General features: G+C 41.2%; 25 protein-coding genes and 1 other annotated feature. Of the genes, 24 read left to right on the top strand and 1 reads right to left on the bottom strand.

The genetic code is table 11. The features are described 5' to 3' along the window. Positions 1-64: 64 nt before the first annotated feature. The 10 genes from ADI86_RS10105 to ADI86_RS10055 all read left to right on the top strand — a co-directional run bounded on the left by ADI86_RS10105 (position 65) and on the right by ADI86_RS10055 (position 9020). Positions 65-715, top strand: a complete 651-nt coding sequence (locus tag ADI86_RS10105) for a helix-hairpin-helix domain-containing protein (RefSeq protein ID WP_049532902.1) — start codon at positions 65-67, stop codon at positions 713-715. Further along, positions 699-2939: a DNA internalization-related competence protein ComEC/Rec2 gene (locus ADI86_RS10100; protein WP_049532901.1), complete on the top strand. Its 2241-nt coding sequence runs from the start codon at positions 699-701 to the stop codon at positions 2937-2939. The genes ADI86_RS10105 and ADI86_RS10100 overlap by 17 nt, the downstream gene beginning before the upstream one ends. Before the next feature lie 387 nt (positions 2940-3326). Next, positions 3327-3914: an ATP-binding cassette domain-containing protein gene (locus ADI86_RS10090; RefSeq protein WP_049532900.1), complete on the top strand. Its 588-nt coding sequence runs from the start codon at positions 3327-3329 to the stop codon at positions 3912-3914. Between the two features lie 3 nt (positions 3915-3917). Continuing rightward, on the top strand, positions 3918-5102 hold the full coding sequence (locus ADI86_RS10085) for a hypothetical protein (RefSeq protein WP_049532899.1): 1185 nt from the start codon (positions 3918-3920) through the stop codon (positions 5100-5102). Between the two features lie 159 nt (positions 5103-5261). Beyond that, positions 5262-5393 (top strand) — a sequence feature (ribosomal protein L20 leader region). A gap of 15 nt (positions 5394-5408) precedes the next feature. After that, positions 5409-5939, top strand: coding sequence for a translation initiation factor IF-3 (gene infC / locus ADI86_RS10080; RefSeq protein WP_000848180.1), 531 nt, complete (start codon positions 5409-5411; stop codon positions 5937-5939). A 32-nt stretch (positions 5940-5971) separates the two neighbouring features. Then, complete coding sequence (gene rpmI, locus ADI86_RS10075; protein WP_001125943.1) at positions 5972-6172, top strand: 50S ribosomal protein L35; 201 nt, start codon at positions 5972-5974, stop codon at positions 6170-6172. A 51-nt stretch (positions 6173-6223) separates the two neighbouring features. Beyond that, a complete protein-coding gene (gene rplT, locus ADI86_RS10070) occupies positions 6224-6583 on the top strand; it encodes a 50S ribosomal protein L20 (RefSeq protein ID WP_000124834.1) in 360 nt (119 codons plus the stop codon). 58 nt (positions 6584-6641) lie between these two features. Further along, complete coding sequence (locus tag ADI86_RS10065) at positions 6642-7022, top strand: VOC family protein (RefSeq protein WP_000157153.1); 381 nt, start codon at positions 6642-6644, stop codon at positions 7020-7022. A 248-nt stretch (positions 7023-7270) separates the two neighbouring features. Continuing rightward, positions 7271-8071, top strand: a complete 801-nt coding sequence (locus ADI86_RS10060; RefSeq protein WP_049532897.1) for a dihydroorotate dehydrogenase electron transfer subunit — start codon at positions 7271-7273, stop codon at positions 8069-8071. Beyond that, positions 8034-9020 carry a dihydroorotate dehydrogenase gene (locus ADI86_RS10055; protein ID WP_162489324.1) on the top strand — a complete coding sequence of 329 codons (987 nt, stop codon included), beginning with the start codon at positions 8034-8036 and terminating at the stop codon, positions 9018-9020. Before ADI86_RS10060 ends, ADI86_RS10055 begins: the two co-directional genes overlap by 38 nt. A 75-nt stretch (positions 9021-9095) precedes the next feature. Here the strand turns inward: ADI86_RS10055 and pavA are convergent, their stop codons facing one another. Further along, entirely contained in the window at positions 9096-10751 is a 1656-nt protein-coding gene (pavA, locus tag ADI86_RS10050) for an Rqc2 family fibronectin-binding protein PavA (RefSeq protein ID WP_049532893.1), read from the bottom strand. A 104-nt stretch (positions 10752-10855) separates the two neighbouring features. On the opposite strand from pavA, the gene ybeY reads away from it, so the two are divergent. From ybeY to ADI86_RS09980, 14 genes are all read left to right on the top strand, one after another. After that, a complete protein-coding gene (ybeY, locus tag ADI86_RS10045; protein WP_049532891.1) occupies positions 10856-11353 on the top strand; it encodes an rRNA maturation RNase YbeY in 498 nt (165 codons plus the stop codon). Beyond that, a complete protein-coding gene (locus ADI86_RS10040) occupies positions 11334-11729 on the top strand; it encodes a diacylglycerol kinase family protein (protein ID WP_000378166.1) in 396 nt (131 codons plus the stop codon). The genes ybeY and ADI86_RS10040 overlap by 20 nt, the downstream gene beginning before the upstream one ends. Positions 11730-11745: 16 nt before the next feature. After that, positions 11746-12645 carry a GTPase Era gene (gene era / locus ADI86_RS10035; RefSeq protein ID WP_049532890.1) on the top strand — a complete coding sequence of 300 codons (900 nt, stop codon included), beginning with the start codon at positions 11746-11748 and terminating at the stop codon, positions 12643-12645. Between the two features lie 48 nt (positions 12646-12693). After that, positions 12694-13518, top strand: coding sequence for a DNA-formamidopyrimidine glycosylase (mutM, locus tag ADI86_RS10030; RefSeq protein WP_049532887.1), 825 nt, complete (start codon positions 12694-12696; stop codon positions 13516-13518). Next, entirely contained in the window at positions 13518-14123 is a 606-nt protein-coding gene (coaE, locus tag ADI86_RS10025; protein WP_049532886.1) for a dephospho-CoA kinase, read from the top strand. The genes mutM and coaE overlap by 1 nt, the downstream gene beginning before the upstream one ends. Next, positions 14110-15309: a multidrug efflux MFS transporter gene (locus tag ADI86_RS10020; protein WP_049532884.1), complete on the top strand. Its 1200-nt coding sequence runs from the start codon at positions 14110-14112 to the stop codon at positions 15307-15309. The genes coaE and ADI86_RS10020 overlap by 14 nt, the downstream gene beginning before the upstream one ends. Then, positions 15309-15458, top strand: a complete 150-nt coding sequence (gene rpmG / locus ADI86_RS10015) for a 50S ribosomal protein L33 (RefSeq protein WP_001809104.1) — start codon at positions 15309-15311, stop codon at positions 15456-15458. Before ADI86_RS10020 ends, rpmG begins: the two co-directional genes overlap by 1 nt. Positions 15459-15497: 39 nt before the next feature. Beyond that, entirely contained in the window at positions 15498-15731 is a 234-nt protein-coding gene (gene secG / locus ADI86_RS10010; RefSeq protein ID WP_000282517.1) for a preprotein translocase subunit SecG, read from the top strand. Between the two features lie 100 nt (positions 15732-15831). Continuing rightward, positions 15832-18186: a ribonuclease R gene (gene rnr, locus ADI86_RS10005; protein WP_049532882.1), complete on the top strand. Its 2355-nt coding sequence runs from the start codon at positions 15832-15834 to the stop codon at positions 18184-18186. Next, positions 18149-18616: an SsrA-binding protein SmpB gene (gene smpB, locus ADI86_RS10000; RefSeq protein ID WP_001051750.1), complete on the top strand. Its 468-nt coding sequence runs from the start codon at positions 18149-18151 to the stop codon at positions 18614-18616. Before rnr ends, smpB begins: the two co-directional genes overlap by 38 nt. A gap of 15 nt (positions 18617-18631) precedes the next feature. Next, positions 18632-19492 carry an SAM-dependent methyltransferase TehB gene (gene tehB, locus ADI86_RS09995; protein WP_049532881.1) on the top strand — a complete coding sequence of 287 codons (861 nt, stop codon included), beginning with the start codon at positions 18632-18634 and terminating at the stop codon, positions 19490-19492. A gap of 75 nt (positions 19493-19567) precedes the next feature. Then, the gene (locus ADI86_RS09990) at positions 19568-20521 is read left to right on the top strand and encodes a competence protein CoiA (protein WP_049532879.1); all 954 of its coding nucleotides are present in this window, start codon (positions 19568-19570) and stop codon (positions 20519-20521) included. 18 nt (positions 20522-20539) lie between these two features. Next, positions 20540-22342: an oligoendopeptidase F gene (gene pepF, locus ADI86_RS09985; protein WP_049532877.1), complete on the top strand. Its 1803-nt coding sequence runs from the start codon at positions 20540-20542 to the stop codon at positions 22340-22342. 1 nt (position 22343) lies between these two features. Further along, positions 22344-23057, top strand: a complete 714-nt coding sequence (locus tag ADI86_RS09980; protein ID WP_080983234.1) for an O-methyltransferase — start codon at positions 22344-22346, stop codon at positions 23055-23057. Positions 23058-23100: the final 43 nt, after the last annotated feature.

Below are 23100 nucleotides of genomic sequence, written 5' to 3'. Positions count from 1 at the left end.
AGTTGAAAAGAAATTTTCAACTGTTTTTTCTTCCTCTTACGAATAATCTAAGAGAGGAGAAAATATGGAAGCAATTATCGAGAAAATCAAAGAGTATAAAATCATTGTCATCTGTACTGGTCTGGGCTTGTTTGTAGGAGGATTTTTTCTGCTAAAGCCAGCTCCATCAACACCTGTCAAGGAAACGAACTTACAGGCAGAAGTTGCAGCAGTTTCCAAGGATTCGGTATCCGAAAAGGAAGTGAAGAAGGAAGAAAAGGAAGAACCCCTTGAACAAGATTTGATCACAGTAGATGTGAAGGGTGCTGTTAAAGCACCAGGAATTTATGATTTGCCTGTAGGAAGTAGAGTCAATGACGCTGTTCAGAAGGCTGGTGGCTTGACAGAGCAAGCAGACAGCAAGTCGCTTAATCTAGCTCAGAAAATTAGTGATGAGGCTCTGGTTTATGTTCCAACTAAGGGAGAAGAATCAGCTAGTCAACAGACTGCTTCTGGGACGGCCTCTTCAACGAGCAAGGAAAAGAAAATCAATCTCAACAAGGCCAGTCTGGAAGAACTCAAGCAGGTCAAAGGCTTGGGAGGAAAACGAGCCCAGGATATTATCGATCATCGTGAGACGAATGGGAAATTCAAGTCAGTTGATGAACTTAAGAAGGTCTCTGGCATTGGTGCTAAAACGATAGAAAAGTTAAAAGACTATGTTACAGTGGATTAAGAATTTCCCCCTTCCTCTAATCTATCTGAGTTTTCTATTGCTTTGGCTTTACTACGCTATTTTCTCAGCATCCTATCTTGCTTTGTTGGGTTTCGTTTTTCTGCTAATCTGTCTTTTTTTCCAATTTCCTTGGAAACCTGCTAGCAAAGTTCTAGCGATTTGTGGAATCTTTGCCTTCTGGTTTCTGTTTCAAAATTGGCAACAGAGTCAAGCGAGTCAACATTTGGCGTATTCTGTTGAAAGACTACGGATTTTGCCTGACACTATTAAGGTCAATGGTGACAGTCTGTCCTTTCGTGGAAAGGCTGACGGACGCATTTTTCAAGTCTATTATAAACTCCAATCCGAGGAGGAGAAAGAACAATTTCAAGCTTTAACCGACCTTCATGAGATAGGACTAGAAGGGAAGCTTTCGGAGCCAGAAGGGCAGAGAAATTTTGGTGGCTTTGACTACCAAGCCTATCTGAAGACTCAGGGAATTTACCAGACTCTCAATATCAAAAAAATTCAGTCACTTCAAAAGGTTGGCAGTTGGGATATAGGTGAAAACCTGTCCAGTTTACGTCGAAAGGCTGTAGTTTGGATTAAGACACACTTTCCAGACCCTATGCGCAATTACATGACGGGGCTTCTATTAGGGCATCTGGACACAGATTTTGAGGAGATGAATGAGCTTTATTCTAGTTTAGGAATTATCCACCTCTTTGCCTTATCAGGCATGCAGGTAGGTTTTTTCATAGACGGATTTAAGAAACTTCTCTTGCGATTGGGCTTGATCCAAGAAAAGTTGAAATGGTTGACTTATCCCTTTTCTCTTATCTATGCAGGTCTGACAGGATTTTCGGCATCGGTTATTCGCAGTCTCTTGCAGAAGCTACTGGCTCAGCATGGGGTTAAGGGATTGGATAATTTTGCCTTAACGGTTCTTGTTCTCTTTATGGTCATGCCCAACTTTTTCCTGACTGCAGGAGGAGTCTTGTCCTGCGCTTATGCTTTTATCTTGACCATGACCAGCAAAGAAGGGGAGGGGCTTAAGGCTGTTGCTAGAGAAAGTCTAGTCATCTCCTTGGGCATATTGCCTATTCTATCCTTCTATTTTGCGGAATTTCAGCCATTGTCCATCCTCTTGACCTTTGTCTTTTCCTTTCTTTTTGACTTGGTCTTCTTACCGCTCTTGTCTATCTTATTTGCCCTTTCCTTTCTCTATCCAGTCATTCAGCTTAATTTTATTTTTGAATGGTTAGAGGGAATGATTCGCTTGGTATCACAGGTGGCAAGTAGACCGCTTGTCTTTGGACAACCCAATGCATGGCTTTTAATTTTATTGTTAATTTCTTTGGCTTTGGTCTATGATTTGAGGAAAAACATTAAAAGGCTAATGGTGTTGAGCTTATTGATTACAGGTCTCTTTTTCTTGACCAAGCATCCACTGGAAAATGAAATTACCATGCTGGATGTGGGGCAAGGAGAAAGTATTTTCTTACGGGATGTAACTGGGAAAACCATTCTCATAGATGTCGGTGGTAAGGCAGAATCTGATAAGAAAATCGAAAAATGGCAAGAAAAGGCGACGATCAGCAATGCCCAGAGAAGCTTGATACCCTATCTTAAAAGTCGAGGAGTGGCCAAGATTGATCAGCTGATTTTGACAAATACGGACAAGGAACATGTTGGAGATTTGTTGGAGGTGACCAAGGCTTTCCATGTAGGCGAAATTTTAGTGTCCAAAGGTAGTTTGAAACAGAAGGAATTTGTTGCAGAACTACAGGCAACTCAAACCAAGGTGCGTAGTGTGTCAGTGGGAGAGAACCTTCCAATTTTTGGAAGTCAGTTAGAAGTCCTATCTCCAAGGAAAATTGGAGATGGAGATCATGAAGATTCCCTGGTTTTGTATGGAAAACTCTTGGATAAGCACTTTCTCTTCACAGGAAATTTGGAGGAGAAAGGAGAGAAGGACATGCTGAAGCAATATCCTGACCTAGAAGTGGATGTTTTGAAAGCGAGCCAACATGGCTCTAAAAAATCATCAAGTTCAGCCTTTTTAGAACAGCTCAAACCAGAGGTGATTCTTATTTCAGTTGGAAAGAACAATCGAACGAAACTTCCCCATCAGGAAATCTTGACCCGACTGGAAGGTATCAATAGCAAAGTATATCGAACTGACCAGCAAGGAGCTATACGCTTTAAAGGTTGGAATAGTTGGAAAATCGAAAGCGTTCGATAGAAAGGATAAATACTATATATTGGTAAAATAAACTAAAAATCTGTTGCATAATAATGATAAAAACGATATAATGAAAGCGTCTTCAATATTGATGATATAAAACCATTAAAAATTAGCAAAAAACGTTTAATTACTTAGTTTATGATCTATTGGTCTTTTTTAGTCCAGTGTATCTGCTGTGAGAGTTCTTAAAACTTATCGGTATGGTCGGAATACCTACTATAAGTCTAGTGTGAATTGCTAGAGACATAACTATATTAATCCCCTGTTATGGTATCGTTATGACAGCTATTCTGAATATAAAATTGGTTCTGGTTGGAATTACGATTGTTATGAGGTACTAAACTACTACAGCGGAGGCTATTAATCCAAAAAGGAGGGCTAGATATGTTGCAGCTTACTCATGTGACCTTAAAAACGCGACAAGTCATCTTACAAGATGTTGATTTTACATTTGAAAAGGGTAGGATTTATGGTATTCTTGCTATAAATGGCTCTGGAAAGACGACACTGTTCCGCGCCATTAGCAATTTAATTTCTATAAGTAGCGGAAATATTGCAACCCCTCCTTCTTTATTTTATTATGAGAGTATTGAATGGCTGGATGGAAACTTAAGTGGGATGGACTACCTTCGTCTTATCAAAAACATCTGGAAGTCAGGTCTGAACTTGAGGGATGAAATTGCCTATTGGGAAATGTCTGACTATATCAGTCTTCCCATTCGCAAGTATTCCTTAGGCATGAAGCAACGCTTAGTGATTGCCATGTATTTCCTCAGTCAGGCGAAATGCTGGCTTATGGATGAGATTACAAATGGCTTAGATGAGTATTATCGACAGAAGTTTTTTGATAGGCTGGCACAAATCGATAGACAAGAACAGCTGGTTCTTTTAAGTTCCCACTATAAGGAAGAGTTGCTTGATGTCTGCGATAGAGTAGTAACCATTCATCAGGGGCAAATAGAAGAGGTTTAGTTTATGAAAGATGTTAGTCTATTTTTATTGAAAAAAGTTTTCAAAAGTCGCTTAAACTGGATTATCTTAGCTTTATTTGTATCTGGACTCGGTGTTACCTTTTATTTAAATAGTCGGACTGCAAACTCACACAGCTTGGAGAGCGAGTTGGAAACCAGTCTTGTAAAAGATGAGAGAATCATCAATGAATATGAAGAGAAACTCTCCCAAATATCTGATACCAGCTCGGAGGAATACCAGATTGCTAAAAATACTTTAGACGGGCAAAAAAATCTTTCGACTCAAAAGACAGAAATTCTGACTTTATTAAAAGAAGGGCGATGGAAAGAAGCCTACTATTTGCAGTGGCAAGATGAAGAGAAGAATTATGAAATGATATCAAATAACCCGACTATTAGCTCTGACTTTAAAATGGCGGTTGACCGCCAACGAAAGATTTACCAAGCCCTGTATCCCTTGAACATAAAAGCACATACTTTGGAGTTTCCGACCCACGGGATTGATCAGATTATCTGGATTTTAGAGGCTATCATCCCAACCTTGTTTGTGATTGCTATTATTTTTATGCTAACGCAACTATTTGCAGAAAGATATCAAAATCATCTGGACACAGCTCAGTTATATCCTTTTTCAAAAGTGGCATTTGCCATGTCCTCCCTTGGAGTTGGAGTGGGCTATGTAACTGTGCTGTTTATCGGAATCAGCGGATTTTCTTTTCTAGTGGGAAGTCTGATAAGTGGTTTTGGACAGTTAGATTATCCCTACCCTATTTATAGCTTAGTGAATCAAGAGGTAACTATTGGAAAGATACAAGATGTGTTATTTCCTGGCTTGTTCTTAGCTTTCTTAGCCTTTATCGTCATTGTGGAAGTTGTGTATTTGATTACTTACTTTTTCAAGCAAAAAATGCCTGTCCTCTTTCTGTCACTCATTGGGATTGTTGGCTTATTGTTTGGCATCCAAACAATTCAGCCTCTTCAAAGGATTGCACATCTGATTCCTTTTACTTACTTACGTTCAGTGGAGATTTTATCTGGAAGATTACCTAAGCTGATTGATAATGTCAATCTAAATTGGAGCATGGGGATGGTCTTACTTCCTTGCCTGATTATCCTTTTGTTAGTGGGGATTCTATTTATCGAAAGATGGGGAAGTTCACGTAAAAAGGAAGTTTTTAATAGGTCTTAGCATTCTTATAGGGAAGGTGTGGAAAAACTAATACAGAGAGGGAATCAACTTGATTCTCTCTTTTTGATGAGGAAACCAAGACAAAATACAAACAGAAACTTTCAAAAAAATAACTTTTTATCTTGACAAGGGCTAGAAAACTTGGTATCATATAAAAGTTGAGAAAAGCAGAAGTGAGAGCTTCTCGCCTTGTGACATTAAGTTGCCTGGCCCTACGGATGAAAAGTTTCTAAGAAACGCTATCATAACGTGCGGGCTTGTATTATTACGAGTCCGCTATTGTTTTTCTCTAATAAAACAAAAGAGGTGAAAACCATAGCAAAGCAAGACTTATTCATCAATGATGAGATTCGTGTACGTGAAGTTCGCTTGATTGGTCTTGAAGGAGAACAGCTAGGCATCAAGCCACTCAGTGAAGCGCAAGCTTTGGCTGATAACGCTAATGTTGACCTAGTATTGATTCAACCCCAAGCCAAACCGCCTGTTGCAAAAATTATGGACTACGGTAAGTTCAAATTTGAGTACCAGAAGAAGCAAAAAGAACAACGCAAAAAACAAAGTGTTGTTACTGTGAAAGAAGTTCGTCTAAGTCCAACTATTGACAAGGGTGACTTTGATACAAAACTTCGCAATGCACGCAAATTCCTTGAAAAAGGAAATAAAGTTAAGGTATCTATTCGCTTTAAGGGTCGTATGATTACCCATAAAGAGATTGGTGCAAAAGTTTTAGCCGAGTTTGCTGAAGCAACTCAAGATATTGCCATCATCGAACAACGTGCTAAAATGGATGGACGTCAAATGTTCATGCAATTGGCGCCAGCGACTGACAAAAAATAATTGTCAGAAAGTTAAATAAAGGAGAAAAAATCATGCCAAAACAAAAAACACACCGCGCATCAGCTAAACGTTTCAAACGTACAGGTTCTGGTGGACTTAAACGTTTCCGTGCTTACACTTCTCACCGTTTCCACGGAAAAACTAAGAAACAACGTCGTCATCTTCGTAAAGCATCTATGGTGCATTCAGGAGATTACAAACGTATCAAAGCAATGCTTACTCGCTTGAAATAATAGCTTGACTGTAAGTAAACAATTCTAGGAAATATTTGGAGGAAATAAAACATGGCACGTGTTAAAGGTGGCGTTGTATCACGCAAACGTCGTAAACGTATTCTTAAATTAGCAAAAGGTTACTATGGAGCTAAACACATCTTGTTCCGTACTGCAAAAGAACAAGTAATGAACTCTTACTACTATGCATACCGTGACCGCCGTCAGAAAAAACGTGACTTCCGCAAATTGTGGATCACTCGTATCAACGCGGCAGCTCGTATGAACGGACTTTCATACTCACAATTGATGCATGGTTTGAAATTGGCTGAGATCGAAGTTAACCGTAAAATGCTTGCTGACTTGGCTGTTAATGATGCAGCAGCTTTCACAGCTCTTGCAGATGCAGCTAAAGCAAAACTTGGTAAATAATAACAGATAAGACTGGAACAGGATTGTCCCAGTCTTTTTAAAAATAAAGGAGAAAAATATGGCGTCAAAAATGCTACATACTTGCTTGCGAGTAGAAAATCTTGAAAAATCAATTGCATTTTATCAAGATGCTTTTGGATTTAAAGAATTGCGTCGCAGAGATTTTCCAGATCATGCCTTCACGATTGTCTATCTAGGTCTTGAGGGTGACGACTATGAGTTGGAGTTGACTTATAACTACGATCACGGTCCTTATGTGGTTGGAGATGGGTTTGCCCATATCGCTCTCAGTACACCTGATCTTGAGGCGCTTCATCAAGAGCACAGTGCCAAAGGCTATGAAGTTACTGAGCCAAATGGTCTACCAGGAACTGCACCTAATTATTACTTTGTCAAAGACCCTGATGGCTACAAGGTCGAAGTCATTCGTGAAAAATAATCTCGTGAAGTCAAGTAGAATGTTCGTTTTCTACTTGACTTTTTTAAGCTGAAAGAGTATACTAATAAAAATTTAACCTTTAAGGGGAGTCCAGAGAGACTCACAAGGTGTCAGATAAAAGAATAGTGCAATTTTCTAGAGGAGACTTTTTGAGTGTGCTCTCTTCTGTTGTACGATTTTAACTGAGGCCTTGCAATCGCAAGGTCTTTTCTTTGTCTGGTCCCCTTAAAATTTAAGGAGGAAAAGTCATGAATCCCACATGTAAGAAACGTTTGGGTGCAATTCGTTTGGAAACCATGAAGGTGGTTGCACAGGAGGAAATCGCACCAGCAATCTTTGAATTAGTCCTAGAAGGGGAAATGGTTGAAGCCATGCGAGCAGGCCAATTTCTTCATCTGCGTGTGCCTGATGATGCCCATCTTTTGCGCCGTCCTATTTCGATTTCATCTATTGATAAGGTTAAGAAGCAGTGTCATCTCATTTATCGGATTGAAGGAGCTGGGACAGCTATTTTCTCAACCTTAAGTCAGGGAGATACTCTTGATGTGATGGGCCCTCAGGGAAATGGTTTTGACTTGTCTGACCTTGATGAGCAGAGCCAGGTTCTCTTAGTTGGAGGGGGGATTGGTGTTCCTCCCTTGCTTGAAGTGGCCAAGGAATTGTATGCGCGTGAGGTGAAAGTAGTGACTGTCCTCGGTTTTGCGACTAAGGGCGCTGTTATTTTAGAGACGGAATTGGCTCAATATGGGCAGGTCTTTGTAACGACAGATGATGGTTCTTATGGCATTAAGGGGAATGTTTCTGTTGTCATCAATGATTTAGACAGTCAGTTTGATGCTGTTTACTCGTGTGGGGCCCCTGGAATGATGAAGTTTATCAATCAAACCTTTTATGACCATCCAAGAGCCTATCTATCTCTGGAATCTCGTATGGCTTGTGGGATGGGGGCTTGTTATGCGTGCGTCCTAAAAGTACCAGAAAGCGAGACGGTTAGCCAACGCGTCTGTGAAGATGGTCCTGTTTTCCGCACAGGAACAGTTGTATTGTAAGGAGAAAATTATGACTAGAAATCGTTTACAAGTTTCTCTACCTGGTTTGGATTTGAAAAATCCGATTATTCCAGCATCAGGCTGTTTTGGTTTTGGACAAGAGTATGCCAAGTACTATGATTTAGACATTTTAGGTTCTATTATGATTAAGGCGACAACCCTTGAACCACGTTTTGGCAATCCAACTCCAAGGGTGGCAGAGACGCCTGCTGGTATGCTCAATGCAATCGGTTTGCAAAATCCTGGTTTGGAAGTGGTGTTGGCTGAAAAGTTACCTTGGCTGGAAAGAGAATATCCCAATCTTCCTATCATCGCCAATGTAGCTGGATTTTCAAAACAAGAGTATGCAGCTGTTTCTCATGGGATTTCCAAGGCAACTAATGTGAAGGCTATCGAGCTCAATATTTCTTGCCCCAATGTAGACCACTGTAATCACGGACTTTTGATTGGTCAAGATCCAGATCTGGCTTATGATGTTGTGAAGGCAGCGGTGGAAGCCTCTGATGTGCCGGTTTATGTCAAACTAACTCCTAGTGTGACGGATATCGTCACTGTTGCAAAAGCTGCAGAAAATGCGGGAGCAAGTGGCTTGACCATGATCAATACCCTTGTCGGTATGCGCTTTGACCTCAAAAACAGAAAACCAATCTTGGCCAATGGAACAGGTGGAATGTCTGGTCCAGCAGTCTTTCCAGTAGCTCTCAAACTCATCCGACAAGTAGCCCAAACAACAGACCTGCCCATTATTGGAATGGGAGGAGTGGATTCGGCTGAAGCTGCCTTAGAAATGTATCTGGCTGGAGCATCTGCCATTGGAGTTGGAACAGCTAACTTTACCAATCCATATGCCTGTCCTGATATCATCGAAAATTTACCAAAGGTTATGGACAAATATGGCATCAGCAGTCTGGAAAATCTCCGAAAGGAAGTAAAAGAGTCTCTGAGGTAAACTGCAATCAATCTGTTTTTGATTGTTTTCAGATTTATTAAGGAAGTATGTTAAAAATCCTGATTTCAAGTAAAATCAGGATTTTTTCATGGATGCGATTTTTTCTGGATCTGGTGTGACACGGAGGGTCTTTTGTCCTGTGTAGGTTACAAAACCGGGTTTTCCACCAGTTGGTTTATTGAGTTTCTTGACTTCAATCATATCTACCTGCACCAGATTTGACAGGCGACCTTGAGAGAAGTAAGCGGCTAGCTCTGCTGCGTCTGTCTTGACTTCATCGGATGGGTTAAGATTTCCTGAGATGACAACATGGCTTCCAGGAATATCTTTGGCGTGGAACCAAAGTTCCTCCTTGCGGGCCATTTTAAAGGTTAGTTCCTCATTTTGCAGGTTATTGCGCCCGACATAGATGATGGTTTTGCCATCACTTGCCAGATATTGTTCTGGTTTTTTGCGTTTCTGGATTTTCTCCCGTTGTCTTCTGCGAATAAAGCCTGTTTGGATCAATTCTTCACGGATTTCAGCGATTTCTTCCAGTCCAGCTTGGTTGAGGACGGTTTCCACACTTTCCAGATAGAGAATGGTTGCCTTGGTTTCTTCAATCAGATCAGTCAAGTATTTGACAGCTTCTTTGAGTTTCTGGTAACGTTTAAAGTAGCGTTGGGCATTCTGGTTGGGAGTCAGAGCCTTATCAAGCGCAATTGTGATAGGTTGATTAGTGTAGTAATTGTCTAGGATAACCTGGTCTTGGTCGTTAGGCACTTGATGGAGGAAGGTTGTCAGCAATTCTCCTTTTTGGCGAAATTCTTCAGCATTGTCTGTCGCCAGTAACTCTTTTTCTTGTTTTTTCAGCTTGTGTCGATTTTTCTGAAGTTCATTTTCAACACGACGAATGAGTTCACTGGCTTGCTGTTTAACGCGGTCGCGTTCAGCCTTGTCCTTATAGTAGGTGTCCAACAAATCAGAAAGACTGGCAAAAGGCTCTCCCACCTGATTTGCAAAAGGAACTGGACTGAAGGAAGTATCAGTCAAGCATGGCTTGGTTTCTTGATTGAAAAAGGTACGGAAAGTAGATAGTTTATCACTAGCCAGAATATTTTCCAATTCATTTGCCGTATCACGTCCCAGACCTTGAAAGAGGCTTTGAAGATTTTTAGCTGTCGTTTCCTGTGTTTGCAGGATTTCAAAGAGTTTTTCATCCTTGATTGTGAAAGGATTGAGAGATTCCGTACTTGGCGGAGCGATATAGGTTGACCCAGGAAGCAAGGTGCGGTAGCTATTTTGTGAAAAACCGACGTGTTTAATGACTTCGAGGATTTTATGGCTACTTTTATCGACTAGTAGAATATTGCTGTGTTTACCCATGATTTCGATAATCAAGGTAGCCTGAATATGGTCTCCAATCTCGTTTTTATTGGAAACTGTAATTTCCACAATACGGTCATTTTCCACTTGCTCAATCGACTCAATCAGGGCACCCTGCAAATATTTTCTTAAAACCATAATAAAGGTAGAAGGTTGGGCTGGATTTTCAAAAGTCGTTTGAGTCAGCTGGATGCGTCCAAAAACTGGATGCGCAGAAAGGAGCAAACGATGACTTTTGCGATTGCTACGGATTTGCAAGACTAACTCTTGTTCAAAGGGTTGATTAATTTTTTGAATGCGACCATTTAGTAATTCAGTTCGCAATTCCTCAACCATGTGGTGTAAAAAAAATCCATCAAATGACATGGTTCTCTCCTCGTGAGTGTATTCCATAGTATTATATCAAAAAGGTAGAATAAAATCATGGAAATGTGGTATAATAAAGCCAAGTAAAGAGAAACGAGAAGCACATGTATATTGAAATGGTAGATGAAACTGGTCAAGTTTCAAAAGAAATGTTGCAACAAACCCAAGAAATTTTGGAATTTGCAGCCCAAAAATTAGGCAAAGAAGACAAGGAGATGGCAGTTACCTTTGTGACCAATGAACGTAGTCATGAACTCAATCTTGAGTACCGTGACACAGACCGTCCGACAGATGTCATCAGCCTTGAATATAAGCCAGAGCTGGAAATTGCCTTTGACGAAGAGGATTTACTTGAAAATCCAGAATTGGCAGAGATGATGTCTGAGTTTGATGCCTATATTGGGGAACTTTTCATCTCTATTGATAAGGCACATGAGCAGGCCGAGGAATACGGTCACAGCTTTGAGCGTGAGATGGGCTTCTTGGCAGTACACGGCTTTTTACATATCAACGGCTATGATCACTACACTCTGGAAGAAGAAGCGGAGATGTTCGGTTTACAAGAAGAAATTTTGACAGCCTATGGACTCACAAGACAATAAACGAAAATGGAAAAATCGTGACCTGATATCCAGTTTAGAATTTGCTCTCACAGGAATTTTTACTGCCATCAAGGAAGAACGCAATATGCGAAAACATGCAGTGACGGCTCTTGTAGTCATTCTTGCAGGTTTTGTTTTTCAGGTGTCACGAATCGAATGGCTCTTTCTCCTATTGAGCATTTTCTTGGTAGTAGCCTTTGAAATTATTAACTCTGCTATCGAAAATGTGGTGGATTTGGCTAGTCACTATCACTTTTCCATGCTGGCTAAAAATGCCAAGGATATGGCAGCTGGCGCAGTACTAGTGGTCTCTCTTTTTGCAGCCTTAACAGGCGCATTGATTTTTCTCCCACGAATCTGGGATTTATTATTTTAAACAGTAAGAGGAAATTATGACATTTAAATCAGGCTTTGTAGCCATTTTAGGACGTCCCAATGTTGGGAAGTCAACTTTTTTAAATCATGTCATGGGGCAAAAGATTGCCATTATGAGTGACAAGGCGCAGACAACGCGCAATAAAATCATGGGAATTTACACGACCGATAAGGAGCAAATCGTCTTTATCGACACACCAGGGATTCACAAACCTAAGACGGCTCTTGGAGATTTCATGGTTGAGTCTGCCTACAGTACCCTTCGTGAAGTGGATACAGTTCTTTTTATGGTGCCTGCTGATGAGGCGCGTGGTAAGGGGGACGACATGATTATCGAACGCCTTAAGGCTGCCAAGGTTCCTGTGATTCTGGTGGTGAACAAGATTGATAAGGTTCACCCAGACCAGCTTTTGTCTCAGATTGATGATTTCCGTAATCAGATGGACTTTAAGGAAATCGTTCCAATCTCAGCTCTTCAAGGGAATAACGTGTCTCGTCTAGTGGATATTTTGAGTGAAAATCTGGACGAAGGTTTCCAATATTTCCCGTCTGATCAAATTACAGACCATCCAGAGCGCTTCTTAGTATCAGAAATGGTTCGCGAGAAAGTCTTGCACCTAACTCGTGAAGAAATTCCGCACTCAGTTGCTGTAGTGGTTGATTCTATGAAACGAGATGAAGAGACAGACAAGGTTCATATCCGTGCAACCATCATGGTCGAGCGCGATAGCCAAAAAGGGATTATCATCGGTAAAGGTGGCGCTATGCTTAAGAAAATCGGGACTATGGCTCGTCATGATATCGAACTTATGCTAGGAGACAAGGTTTTCCTAGAAACATGGGTCAAGGTCAAGAAAAATTGGCGCGATAAAAAGCTAGATTTGGCTGACTTTGGCTATAATGAAAAAGAATATTAAGTAGAGGTGGGCTCATGCCTGCTTCTTGTTTTTACAGAAGGAGGACCTATGCCTGAATTACCTGAGGTTGAAACCGTTCGTCGTGGCTTAGAAAAATTGATTTTGGGAAAGAAGATTTCGAGTATAGAAATTCGCTATCCCAAGATGATTAAAACGGATTTGGATGAGTTTCAAAAGGAAGTTCCTGGTAAAGTTGTTGAGTCAATGGGGCGCCGTGGAAAATATTTGCTTTTCTACCTGACAGACAAGGTTTTGATTTCCCATCTGCGGATGGAGGGCAAGTATTTTTACTATCCAGACCAGGTTCCTGAGCGCAAGCATGCCCATGTTTTCTTTCAGTTTGAGGATGGTGGGACGCTTGTTTATGAGGATGTACGCAAGTTTGGTACTATGGAATTGTTTGCACCTGACCTTTTGGATGCCTACTTTGTTTCCAAAAAATTAGGTCCTGAACCAAGGGAGCAAGACTTTGATTTACAGGTCTTTCAAACTGCACTAGCCAAGTCCAAAAAGCCTATCAAATCCCACTTATTAGACCAGACCTTGGTGGCTGGCCTTGGCAATATCTATGTGGATGAGGTTCTCTGGCGAGCTCAGGTTCATCCAGCTAGATCTTCCCAGACTTTGACAGCAGAAGAAGCGACAGCCATTCATGACCAGACCATTGCTGTTTTGGGGCAGGCGGTTGAAAAAGGTGGCTCAACCATTCGGACTTATACCAATGCCTTTGGGGAGGACGGAACCATGCAGGATTTTCATCAGGTCTATGACAAGGCTGGTCAAAAATGTTCACGCTGCGGCACCATCATTGAAAAAATCCAACTAGGCGGACGGGGAACCCACTTTTGTCCAAATTGTCAAAGGAGGGACTGATGGGAAAAATCATTGGAATCACTGGGGGAATTGCCTCTGGTAAGTCAACTGTGACAAATTTTCTAAGACAGAATAGCTTTCAAGTAGTGGATGCTGACGCAGTCGTCCACCAATTACAGAAACCTGGTGGTCGTCTGTTTCAGGCTTTAGTCCAGCATTTTGGGCAAGAAATCATTCTTGAAAACGGAGAACTCAATCGTCCTCTCCTAGCTAGTCTCATCTTTTCAAATCCTGAAGAGCAAGAATGGTCTAAGCAAATTCAAGGGGAGATTATCCGTGAGGAACTGGCTACTTTGAGAGACCAGTTGGCTCAGACAGAATCTATCTTTTTCATGGATATTCCCTTACTTTTTGAACAGGACTACGTCCCTTGGTTTGATGAGACATGGTTGGTCTATGTGGATAGAGATATCCAAGTAGAACGCTTAATGAAAAGGGATCAGCTATCCAAGGATGAAGCTGAGTCTCGTCTGGCAGCCCAGTGGTCTTTAGAAAAAAAGAAACATATGGCCAGCCATATTCTAGATAATAATGGCAATCGTGATCAGCTTCTAACTCAAGTGATTTCTCTACTTGAGGGAGGTAAGCAAGATGACAGAGATTAACTGGAAAGATAATCTGCGCATTGCTTGGTTTGGTAATTTTCTGACAGGAGCCAGTATTTCCTTGGTTGTGCCTTTTATGCCCATCTTTGTGGAAAATTTAGGTGTAGGGAGTGATCAAGCTGCTTTTTATGCAGGTTTAGCTATTTCTGTCTCTGCCATTTCCGCCGCTCTATTCTCTCCTATCTGGGGCATCCTTGCTGACAAATACGGTCGAAAACCCATGATGATTCGGGCCGGCATGGCCATGACCATTACTATGGGAGGTTTGGCTTTTGTCCCAAATATTTATTGGTTAATCTTTCTTCGTTTATTAAATGGTGTATTTGCGGGTTTTGTTCCTAACGCCACAGCCTTGATAGCCAGTCAGGTTCCCAAGGAGAAATCAGGCTCCGCTCTCGGGACTTTGTCTACTGGCGTAGTTGCAGGCACTCTAACTGGTCCCTTTATCGGTGGCTTTATTGCAGAATTATTTGGCATTCGTACTGTTTTCTTACTGGTTGGTAGTTTTCTGTTCTTAGCCGCTGTTTTGACTATTTGCTTTATCAAGGAAGATTTTCAACCAGTAGCAAAAGAAAAGGCCATTCCAACAAAGGAATTATTTACATCAGTTAAATATCCCTATATCTTGGTCAACCTCTTTCTGACTAGTTTTGTCATACAATTTTCAGCCCAATCGATCGGCCCTATCTTAGCTCTGTATGTGCGCGACTTAGGCCAGACAGAGAATCTTCTCTTTGTATCTGGTTTGATTGTATCTAGTATGGGCTTTTCCAGTATGATGAGTGCAGGAGTCATGGGAAAACTAGGTGACAAGGTGGGTAATCATCGTCTCTTGGTTGTAGCCCAGTTTTATTCAGTCATCATCTATCTCCTCTGTGCTAATGCCTCTAGCCCCCTTCAACTAGGGCTCTATCGTTTTCTCTTTGGTTTGGGAACCGGTGCCTTGATTCCTGGAGTTAATGCTCTTCTCAGCAAGATAACGCCCAAAGCTGGTATTTCGAGGGTCTTTGCCTTCAATCAGGTATTCTTTTATCTGGGAGGTGTCGTTGGTCCTATGGCAGGTTCTGCAGTAGCAGGTCAATTTGGCTACCACGCAGTATTTTATGCGACAAGTCTTTGTGTTGCCTTTAGTTGTCTCTTTAACCTGCTTCAATTTCGAACATTATTAAAAGTAAAGGAAATCTAGTGCGAGTAAAAATTAATCTCAAATGCTCCTCTTGTGGCAGTATCAATTACCTAACCAGTAAAAACTCCAAAACCCATCCAGACAAGATTGAGGTTTTAAAGTATTGTCCCAAGGAAAGAAAAGTAACTCTACATCTTGAATCTAAGTAGATTTTATGGTAAAATAATAGGGATTTTAAGGAGTTTGATATGTATAACCTATTATTAACCATTTTATTAGTATTATCTGTTGTGATTGTGATTGCGATTTTCATGCAACCAACCAAAAACCAATCCAGCAATGTATTTGATGCCAGCTCAGGTGATTTGTTTGAACGTAGTAAAGCACGCGGTTTTGAAGCTGTAATGCAGCGTTTGACAGGGATTTTAGTCTTTTTCTGGCTAGCCATTGCCTTAGCATTGACGGTATTATCAAGTAGATAAGAAAATAATGGGCAGGACTAGGTCTTTGCCTCTTTTTATTTTTAAATGATGTTTGAGAAGGTTTTACAGTAAAAGAAAATTAAAAATCTAGAAAGAAAATATGAAAGATAGAATAAAAGAATATTTGCAAGACAAGGGAAAGGTGACTGTCAATGATTTGGCTCAGGCTTTGGGAAAAGACGGTTCCAAGGATTTTCGTGAGTTGATTAAAACCTTGTCCTTAATGGAAAGAAAGCACCAGATACGCTTTGAAGAAGATGGTAGTCTGACCTTGGAAGTCAAGAAAAAACATGAGATTACTCTCAAGGGGATTTTTCATGCTCATAAAAATGGCTTTGGTTTTGTCAGTCTGGAAGGGGAAGAGGACGACCTTTTTGTAGGAAAAAACGATGTTAACTACGCTATTGATGGTGATACCGTTGAGGTGGTCATCAAGAAAGTTGCTGACCGCAACAAGGGAACAGCAGCCGAAGCTAAAATTATCGATATCCTAGAGCACAGTTTGACAACCGTAGTCGGTCAAATCGTTCTGGATCAGGAAAAGCCCAAGTATGCTGGCTACATCCGTTCAAAAAATCAGAAAATTAGCCAACCGATTTATGTAAAAAAACCAGCTCTTAAACTTGAAGGAACTGAAGTGCTTAAGGTCTTTATCGACAAGTATCCAAGTAGAAAACATGATTTTTTTGTAGCTTCGGTGCTTGATGTAGTTGGTCATTCGACAGATGCTGGGATTGATGTTTTGGAAGTTTTGGAGTCTATGGATATTGTCTCTGAATTTCCAGAGGCTGTTCTTAAGGAAGCTGAAACAGTGCCAGATGCTCCATCTGAAAAAGATATGAAAGACCGCATTGATTTGCGAAATGAGATTACTTTTACCATTGACGGTGCGGATGCCAAGGACTTGGACGATGTGGTGCATATCAAGGCCTTGAAAAATGGAAATCTGGAACTTGGAGTTCACATAGCAGATGTTTCCTACTATGTGACCGAGGGTTCCGCCCTTGACAAGGAAGCCCTTAACCGCGCAACTTCTGTCTATGTGACAGACCGTGTGGTTCCAATGCTTCCAGAACGACTGTCAAATGGAATCTGCTCCCTCAATCCTCAAGTTGACCGCCTGACTCAGTCTGCCATTATGGAAATTGATGAACATGGTCGTGTAGTCAACTACACCATCACACAAACGGTTATCAAGACAAGCTTCCGTATGACCTATAGTGATGTCAATGATATCCTAGCTGGAGACAAGGAAAAGAGACAAGAATATCAGAAAATTGTTCCAAGTATTGAACTTATGGCTAAGCTCCATGAAACTCTAGAAAACATGCGTGTGAAACGTGGAGCCCTCAATTTCGATACCAATGAAGCCAAGATTTTAGTGGATAAGCAAGGTAAGCCTGTTGATATCGTTCTTCGTCAGCGTGGTGTTGCCGAGCGCATGATTGAGTCCTTTATGCTGATGGCCAACGAAACAGTTGCCGAGCATTTCAGCAAGCTGGATTTGCCTTTCATTTATCGTATCCATGAGGACCCTAAGGCTGAAAAGGTTCAGAAGTTTATTGATTATGCTTCAAGTTTTGGATTGCGAATTTACGGGACTGCCAGTGAGATTAGCCAGGATGCCCTCCAAGACATCATGCGTACTGTTGAGGGAGAACCTTATGCAGATGTATTGTCCATGATGCTTCTGCGCTCCATGCAGCAGGCTCGCTATTCGGAGCACAATCACGGCCACTATGGCCTTGCTGCTGACTATTACACTCACTTTACCAGTCCGATTCGTCGTTATCCAGACCTCCTTGTTCACCGTATGATTCGTGATTATGGCCGTTCTAAGGAAATAGCAGAGCATTTTGAGCAAGTGATTCCAGAGATTGCGACCCAGTCTTCCAACCGTGAACGTCGTGCCATTGAAGCTGAGCGTGAAGTCGAAGCCATGAAAAAGGCTGAGTACATGGAAGAATACGTGGGCGAGGAGTATGATGCGGTTGTGTCTAGCATCGTTAAATTCGGTCTCTTTGTTGAATTGCCGAATACAGTTGAGGGCTTGATTCACATCACTAATCTACCTGAATTTTATCATTTCAATGAACGGGATTTGACTCTTCGTGGGGAGAAATCAGGTATCACTTTCCGAGTGGGTCAGCAGATCCGTATCCGTGTTGAAAGAGCGGATAAAATGACTGGAGAGATTGATTTTTCATTCGTACCTAGTGAGTTTGATGTGATTGAAAAAGGCTTGAAACAGTCTAGTCGTAGTAGCAGAGGGTGTGGTTCAAATCGTCGTTCGGATAAGAAGGAAGACAAGAGAAAATCAGGTCGCTCAAATGATAAGCGCAAGCATTCACAAAAAGACAAGAAGAAAAAGGGTAAGAAACCTTTTTACAAGGAAGTAGCTAAGAAAGGAGCCAAGCATGGCAAAGGGCGAGGGAAAGGTCGTCGCACAAAATAAAAAGGCGCGCCACGACTATACAATCGTAGATACGCTAGAGGCAGGGATGGTCCTGACAGGAACTGAAATCAAGAGTGTACGAGCAGCTCGAATCAATCTCAAGGATGGATTTGCCCAAGTAAAAAATGGAGAAGTCTGGCTGAGCAATGTTCATATCGCTCCTTACGAAGAGGGCAATATCTGGAACCAAGAACCAGAGCGTCGTCGTAAACTCCTGCTCCATAAGAAACAAATCCAAAAATTAGAACAAGAGACCAAAGGAACAGGAATGACACTGGTTCCCCTAAAAGTCTATATCAAAGATGGCTATGCCAAGCTCCTTTTAGGCCTAGCTAAAGGTAAGCATGACTATGATAAACGGGAGTCAATCAAACGTCGTGAGCAGAATCGCGATATTGCGCGCGTGATGAAAGCTGTTAATCAGCGATAAAAAGAGGAAATGAAGATGGAAAAATTAGTTGCCTATAAACGGATGCCCTTGTGGAATAAAGAAACCATGCCAGAGGCGGTTCAGCAGAAACACAATACCAAGGTTGGGACTTGGGGGAAAATTACTGTCTTGAAGGGAGCTCTCAAGTTTATTGAATTGACAGGAGATGGTGAGGTTTTAGCTGAGCACCTCTTTGAAGCGGGGGCTGACAATCCAATGGCACAACCACAAGCTTGGCACCGAGTGGAGGCTGTAACAGACGATGTAGAATGGTATTTGGAATTTTATTGTAAACCTGAGGATTATTTCCCTAAGAAATACAATACCAATCCGGTTCATTCAGAGGTCCTAGAGGCTATGCAGACAGTAAAACCAGGGAAAGCCTTGGATTTGGGCTGTGGTCAAGGCCGTAACTCTCTCTTTCTAGCCCAGCAAGGTTTTGATGTGACAGCTGTGGATCAAAATGAACTGTCCCTTGAAATCTTGCAAAGCATTGTTGAGCAGGAAGATTTGGATATGCCTGTTGGTCTTTACGATATCAATTCAGCCAGCATTGGGCAAGAATATGATTTCATCGTATCGACAGTTGTTTTGATGTTTTTGCAAGCAGACCGCATTCCTGAAATTATCAAAAATATGCAGGAGAAAACTACTGTTGGTGGCTACAATCTTATCGTCTGTGCCATGGACACGAAGGATTATCCTTGCTCGGTTAACTTCCCATTTACCTTTAAAGAAGGGGAATTGGCTGAATACTACAAGGACTGGGAAATGGTTAAGTACAATGAAAATCCAGGCCATCTTCACCGTCGCGATGAGAATGGCAATCGTATTCAACTACGCTTTGCGACCATGCTAGCTAAGAAAATCAAGTAAATATGTATGAAGGTTGGGGAATTTCCTGACCTTTTTTCTTTTTTTTACGAATAATATAGAAAAAGGAGGGAAATCATGTTTGTTGCTAGAGATGCTAGGGGGCAGCTGGTAAATGTGTTAGAGGATAAGCTTGAGAAGGAAGAATACACCTGTCCAGCTTGTGGAGGTCAGCTCCGTTTGCGTCAAGGACCAAGTGTCCGGACCCATTTTGCACATAAATCTTTAAAAGACTGTGATTATTCCTCTGAAAATGAAAGCCCAGAACACCTGTCCAATAAGGAAGTCCTCTATCACTGGTTGAAAACAGAGGCTGAGGTGCAATTAGAATACCCGCTTCCAGAGCTTAAACAGATTGCAGATGTATTTGTAAATGGCAATCTAGCTCTAGAAGTTCAGTGTAGTCCCTTGCCTCAAAAAATTCTTAAAGAGCGTAGTGAGGGCTATCGTAGTCAGGGTTACCAAGTACTGTGGTTGCTGGGAGAAAAACTTTGGCTCAAGGATCGTTTGACTCGTCTGCAACAAGGTTTTCTTTATTTCAGTCAAAATATGGGCTTTTATGTTTGGGAAGTAGACAAGAAAAAACAGGTTTTAAGGCTGAAATATCTCATCCACCATGATCTCCGAGGTAAACTCCATTATCAGATTAAGGAATTTCCCTATGATCAAGATAGTCTACTGGAGATATTACGTCTTCCCTATAAGAAACAAAAAATATCTCATTTTACAGTTTCTGAGGATAAGGACATCTGTCGCTATATCCGGCAACAATTGTATTATCAAAATCCTTTTTGGATGAAAGAACAAGCAGAAGCCTATCAAAAGGGAGAGAATATCCTGACTTATGAGCTAAAAGCATGGTATCCTCAAATTAGACCACTAGTGGGCAAATTTTTCCAGATTGAACAAGACTTGAATAGCTATTATCAGCACTTTTACACCTATTATCAAGAAAATCCTCAAAATGATTGGCAAAAGCTTTACCCACCAGCCTTTTATCAGCAATATTTCTTGAAAAATATGGTAGAATAGAAAGGATGGAGGAATCTAATGGTATTACAAAGAAATGAAATAAATGAAAAAGATACATGGGATCTATCAACGATCTACCCAACTGATCAGGCTTGGGAAGAAGCCTTAAAAGATTTAACAGAACAATTGGAGACAGTAGCCCAGTATGAAGGCCATCTCTTGGATAGTGCGGATAACCTACTAGAAATCACTGAATTTTCTCTTGAGATGGAACGCCAAATGGAGAAGCTTTACGTTTATGCACATATGAAGAATGACCAAGACACACGTGAAGCCAAGTACCAAGAGTACTATGCTAAGGCCATGACACTCTACAGCCAGCTAGACCAAGCCTTTTCATTCTATGAACCTGAATTTATGGAAATTAGTGAAAAGCAGTATGCTGACTTTTTAGAGGCTCAACCAAAATTGCAGGTTTATCAACACTATTTTGATAAGCTTTTGCAAGGCAAGGATCACGTTCTTTCACAACGTGAAGAAGAATTATTAGCTGGAGCTGGAGAAATCTTTGGTTCGGCAAGTGAAACCTTTGCGATTTTAGATAATGCAGATATCGTCTTTCCATTTGTTAAAGATGAAGATGGTAATGAAGTACAATTATCACATGGCGTTTATATGCGCTTGATGGAGTCTAAAAATCGTGAGGTACGCCGTGGTGCCTATCAAGCCCTTTATGCGACTTATGAACAATTCCAACATACCTATGCCAAAACCTTGCAAACAAATGTTAAGGTTCAAAACTACCGAGCAAAAGTTCGCAACTACAAGAGTGCTCGTCATGCAGCCCTAGCGGCAAATTTTGTTCCAGAGAGTGTTTATGACAATTTGGTAGCAGCAGTTCGCAAGCACTTGCCACTCTTGCATCGTTACCTTGAGCTTCGTTCAAAAATCTTGGGGATTTCAGACCTCAAGATGTACGATGTCTACACACCACTTTCATCTGTTGAATACAGTTTTACTTACCAAGAAGCCTTGAAAAAGGCAGAAGATGCCTTGGCAGTCTTGGGTGAGGATTACTTGAGCCGTGTTAAACGTGCCTTCAGTGAGCGTTGGATTGATGTTTACGAAAATCAAGGCAAGCGTTCAGGGGCCTACTCTGGTGGTTCTTACGATACCAATGCCTTTATGCTTCTTAACTGGCAGGACAATCTAGACAATCTCTTTACTCTTGTTCATGAAACAGGTCACAGTATGCATTCAAGCTATACTCGTGAAACGCAGCCTTATGTTTACGGAGATTATTCTATCTTCTTGGCTGAGATTGCCTCAACTACCAATGAGAATATCTTGACGGAGAAATTGTTGGAAGAAGTGGAAGACGACGCAACGCGCTTTGCTATTCTTAATAACTTCTTGGACGGTTTCCGTGGAACAGTTTTCCGACAAACTCAATTTGCTGAGTTTGAACACGCCATCCACCAAGCGGATCAAAATGGGGAAGTCTTGACAAGTGATTTCCTAAATAAACTCTATGCAGACTTGAACCAAGAGTATTATGGTTTGAGCAAGGAAGATAATCCTGAAATCCAATACGAGTGGGCACGTATTCCACACTTCTACTATAACTACTATGTATACCAATATTCAACAGGTTTTGCAGCAGCCTCAGCTTTGGCTGAAAAAATTGTTCATGGTAGTCAGGAAGACCGTGACCGTTATATTGATTATCTCAAGGCTGGTAAGTCTGACTACCCACTTAATGTCATGAGAAAAGCTGGTGTTGATATGGAGAAGGAAGACTACCTCAACGATGCCTTTGCAGTCTTTGAACGCCGTTTAAATGAGTTTGAAGCCCTTGTTGAAAAATTGGGATTGGCATAAGATGGTTGAATCGTATAGTAAAAATGCTAACCATAATATGCGTCGTCCTGTTGTTAAGGAAGAAATTGTAGACTTGATGCGCCAGCGTCAAAAGCAAGTCACAGGTTCTTTGAAAGAATTGGAAGATTTTGCCCGCAAGGAAAATATTCCCATTATTCCTCATGAAACGGTTGCTTACTTCCGTTTTCTTATGGAAACCATACAACCTAAAAACATTCTGGAAATTGGGACGGCTATCGGTTTTTCAGCTCTTTTAATGGCGGAACATGCACCAAATGCCAAGATTACAACCATTGACCGCAATCCAGAAATGATTGGTTTTGCCAAGGAAAATTTTGTTCAGTTTGACAGTCGCAAGCAAATCACGCTTTTAGAAGGAGATGCGGTAAATGTCTTATCTACACTGACAGAGTCCTATGATTTCGTCTTTATGGATTCAGCCAAGTCTAAATACATCGTCTTTCTGCCAGAAATCCTCAAACATTTGGAAGTTGGAGGTGTGGTTGTTTTGGATGACATTTTCCAAGGTGGTGATGTTGCCAAGGATATTATGGAAGTCCGTCGTGGCCAGCGAACTATTTATCGAGGCCTTCAAAGACTGTTTGACGCAACTTTAGATAATCCAGGACTCACCGCAACATTAGTCCCTCTGGGAGACGGTATTCTCATGCTTCGTAAAAATGTAGCAGATGTTCAATTGCCTGACAGCGAATGATTTTCAGAATAATTTAAGAAAATATAGTAAAATAGATAGGGTA

It is taken from the genome of Streptococcus pseudopneumoniae, from assembly GCF_001074975.1.
Lineage (GTDB): Bacteria > Bacillota > Bacilli > Lactobacillales > Streptococcaceae > Streptococcus > Streptococcus pseudopneumoniae_D.
The sequence above is the reverse complement of the archived record's forward strand: the minus strand, read 5'-3'. Positions and strand labels throughout refer to the sequence as shown.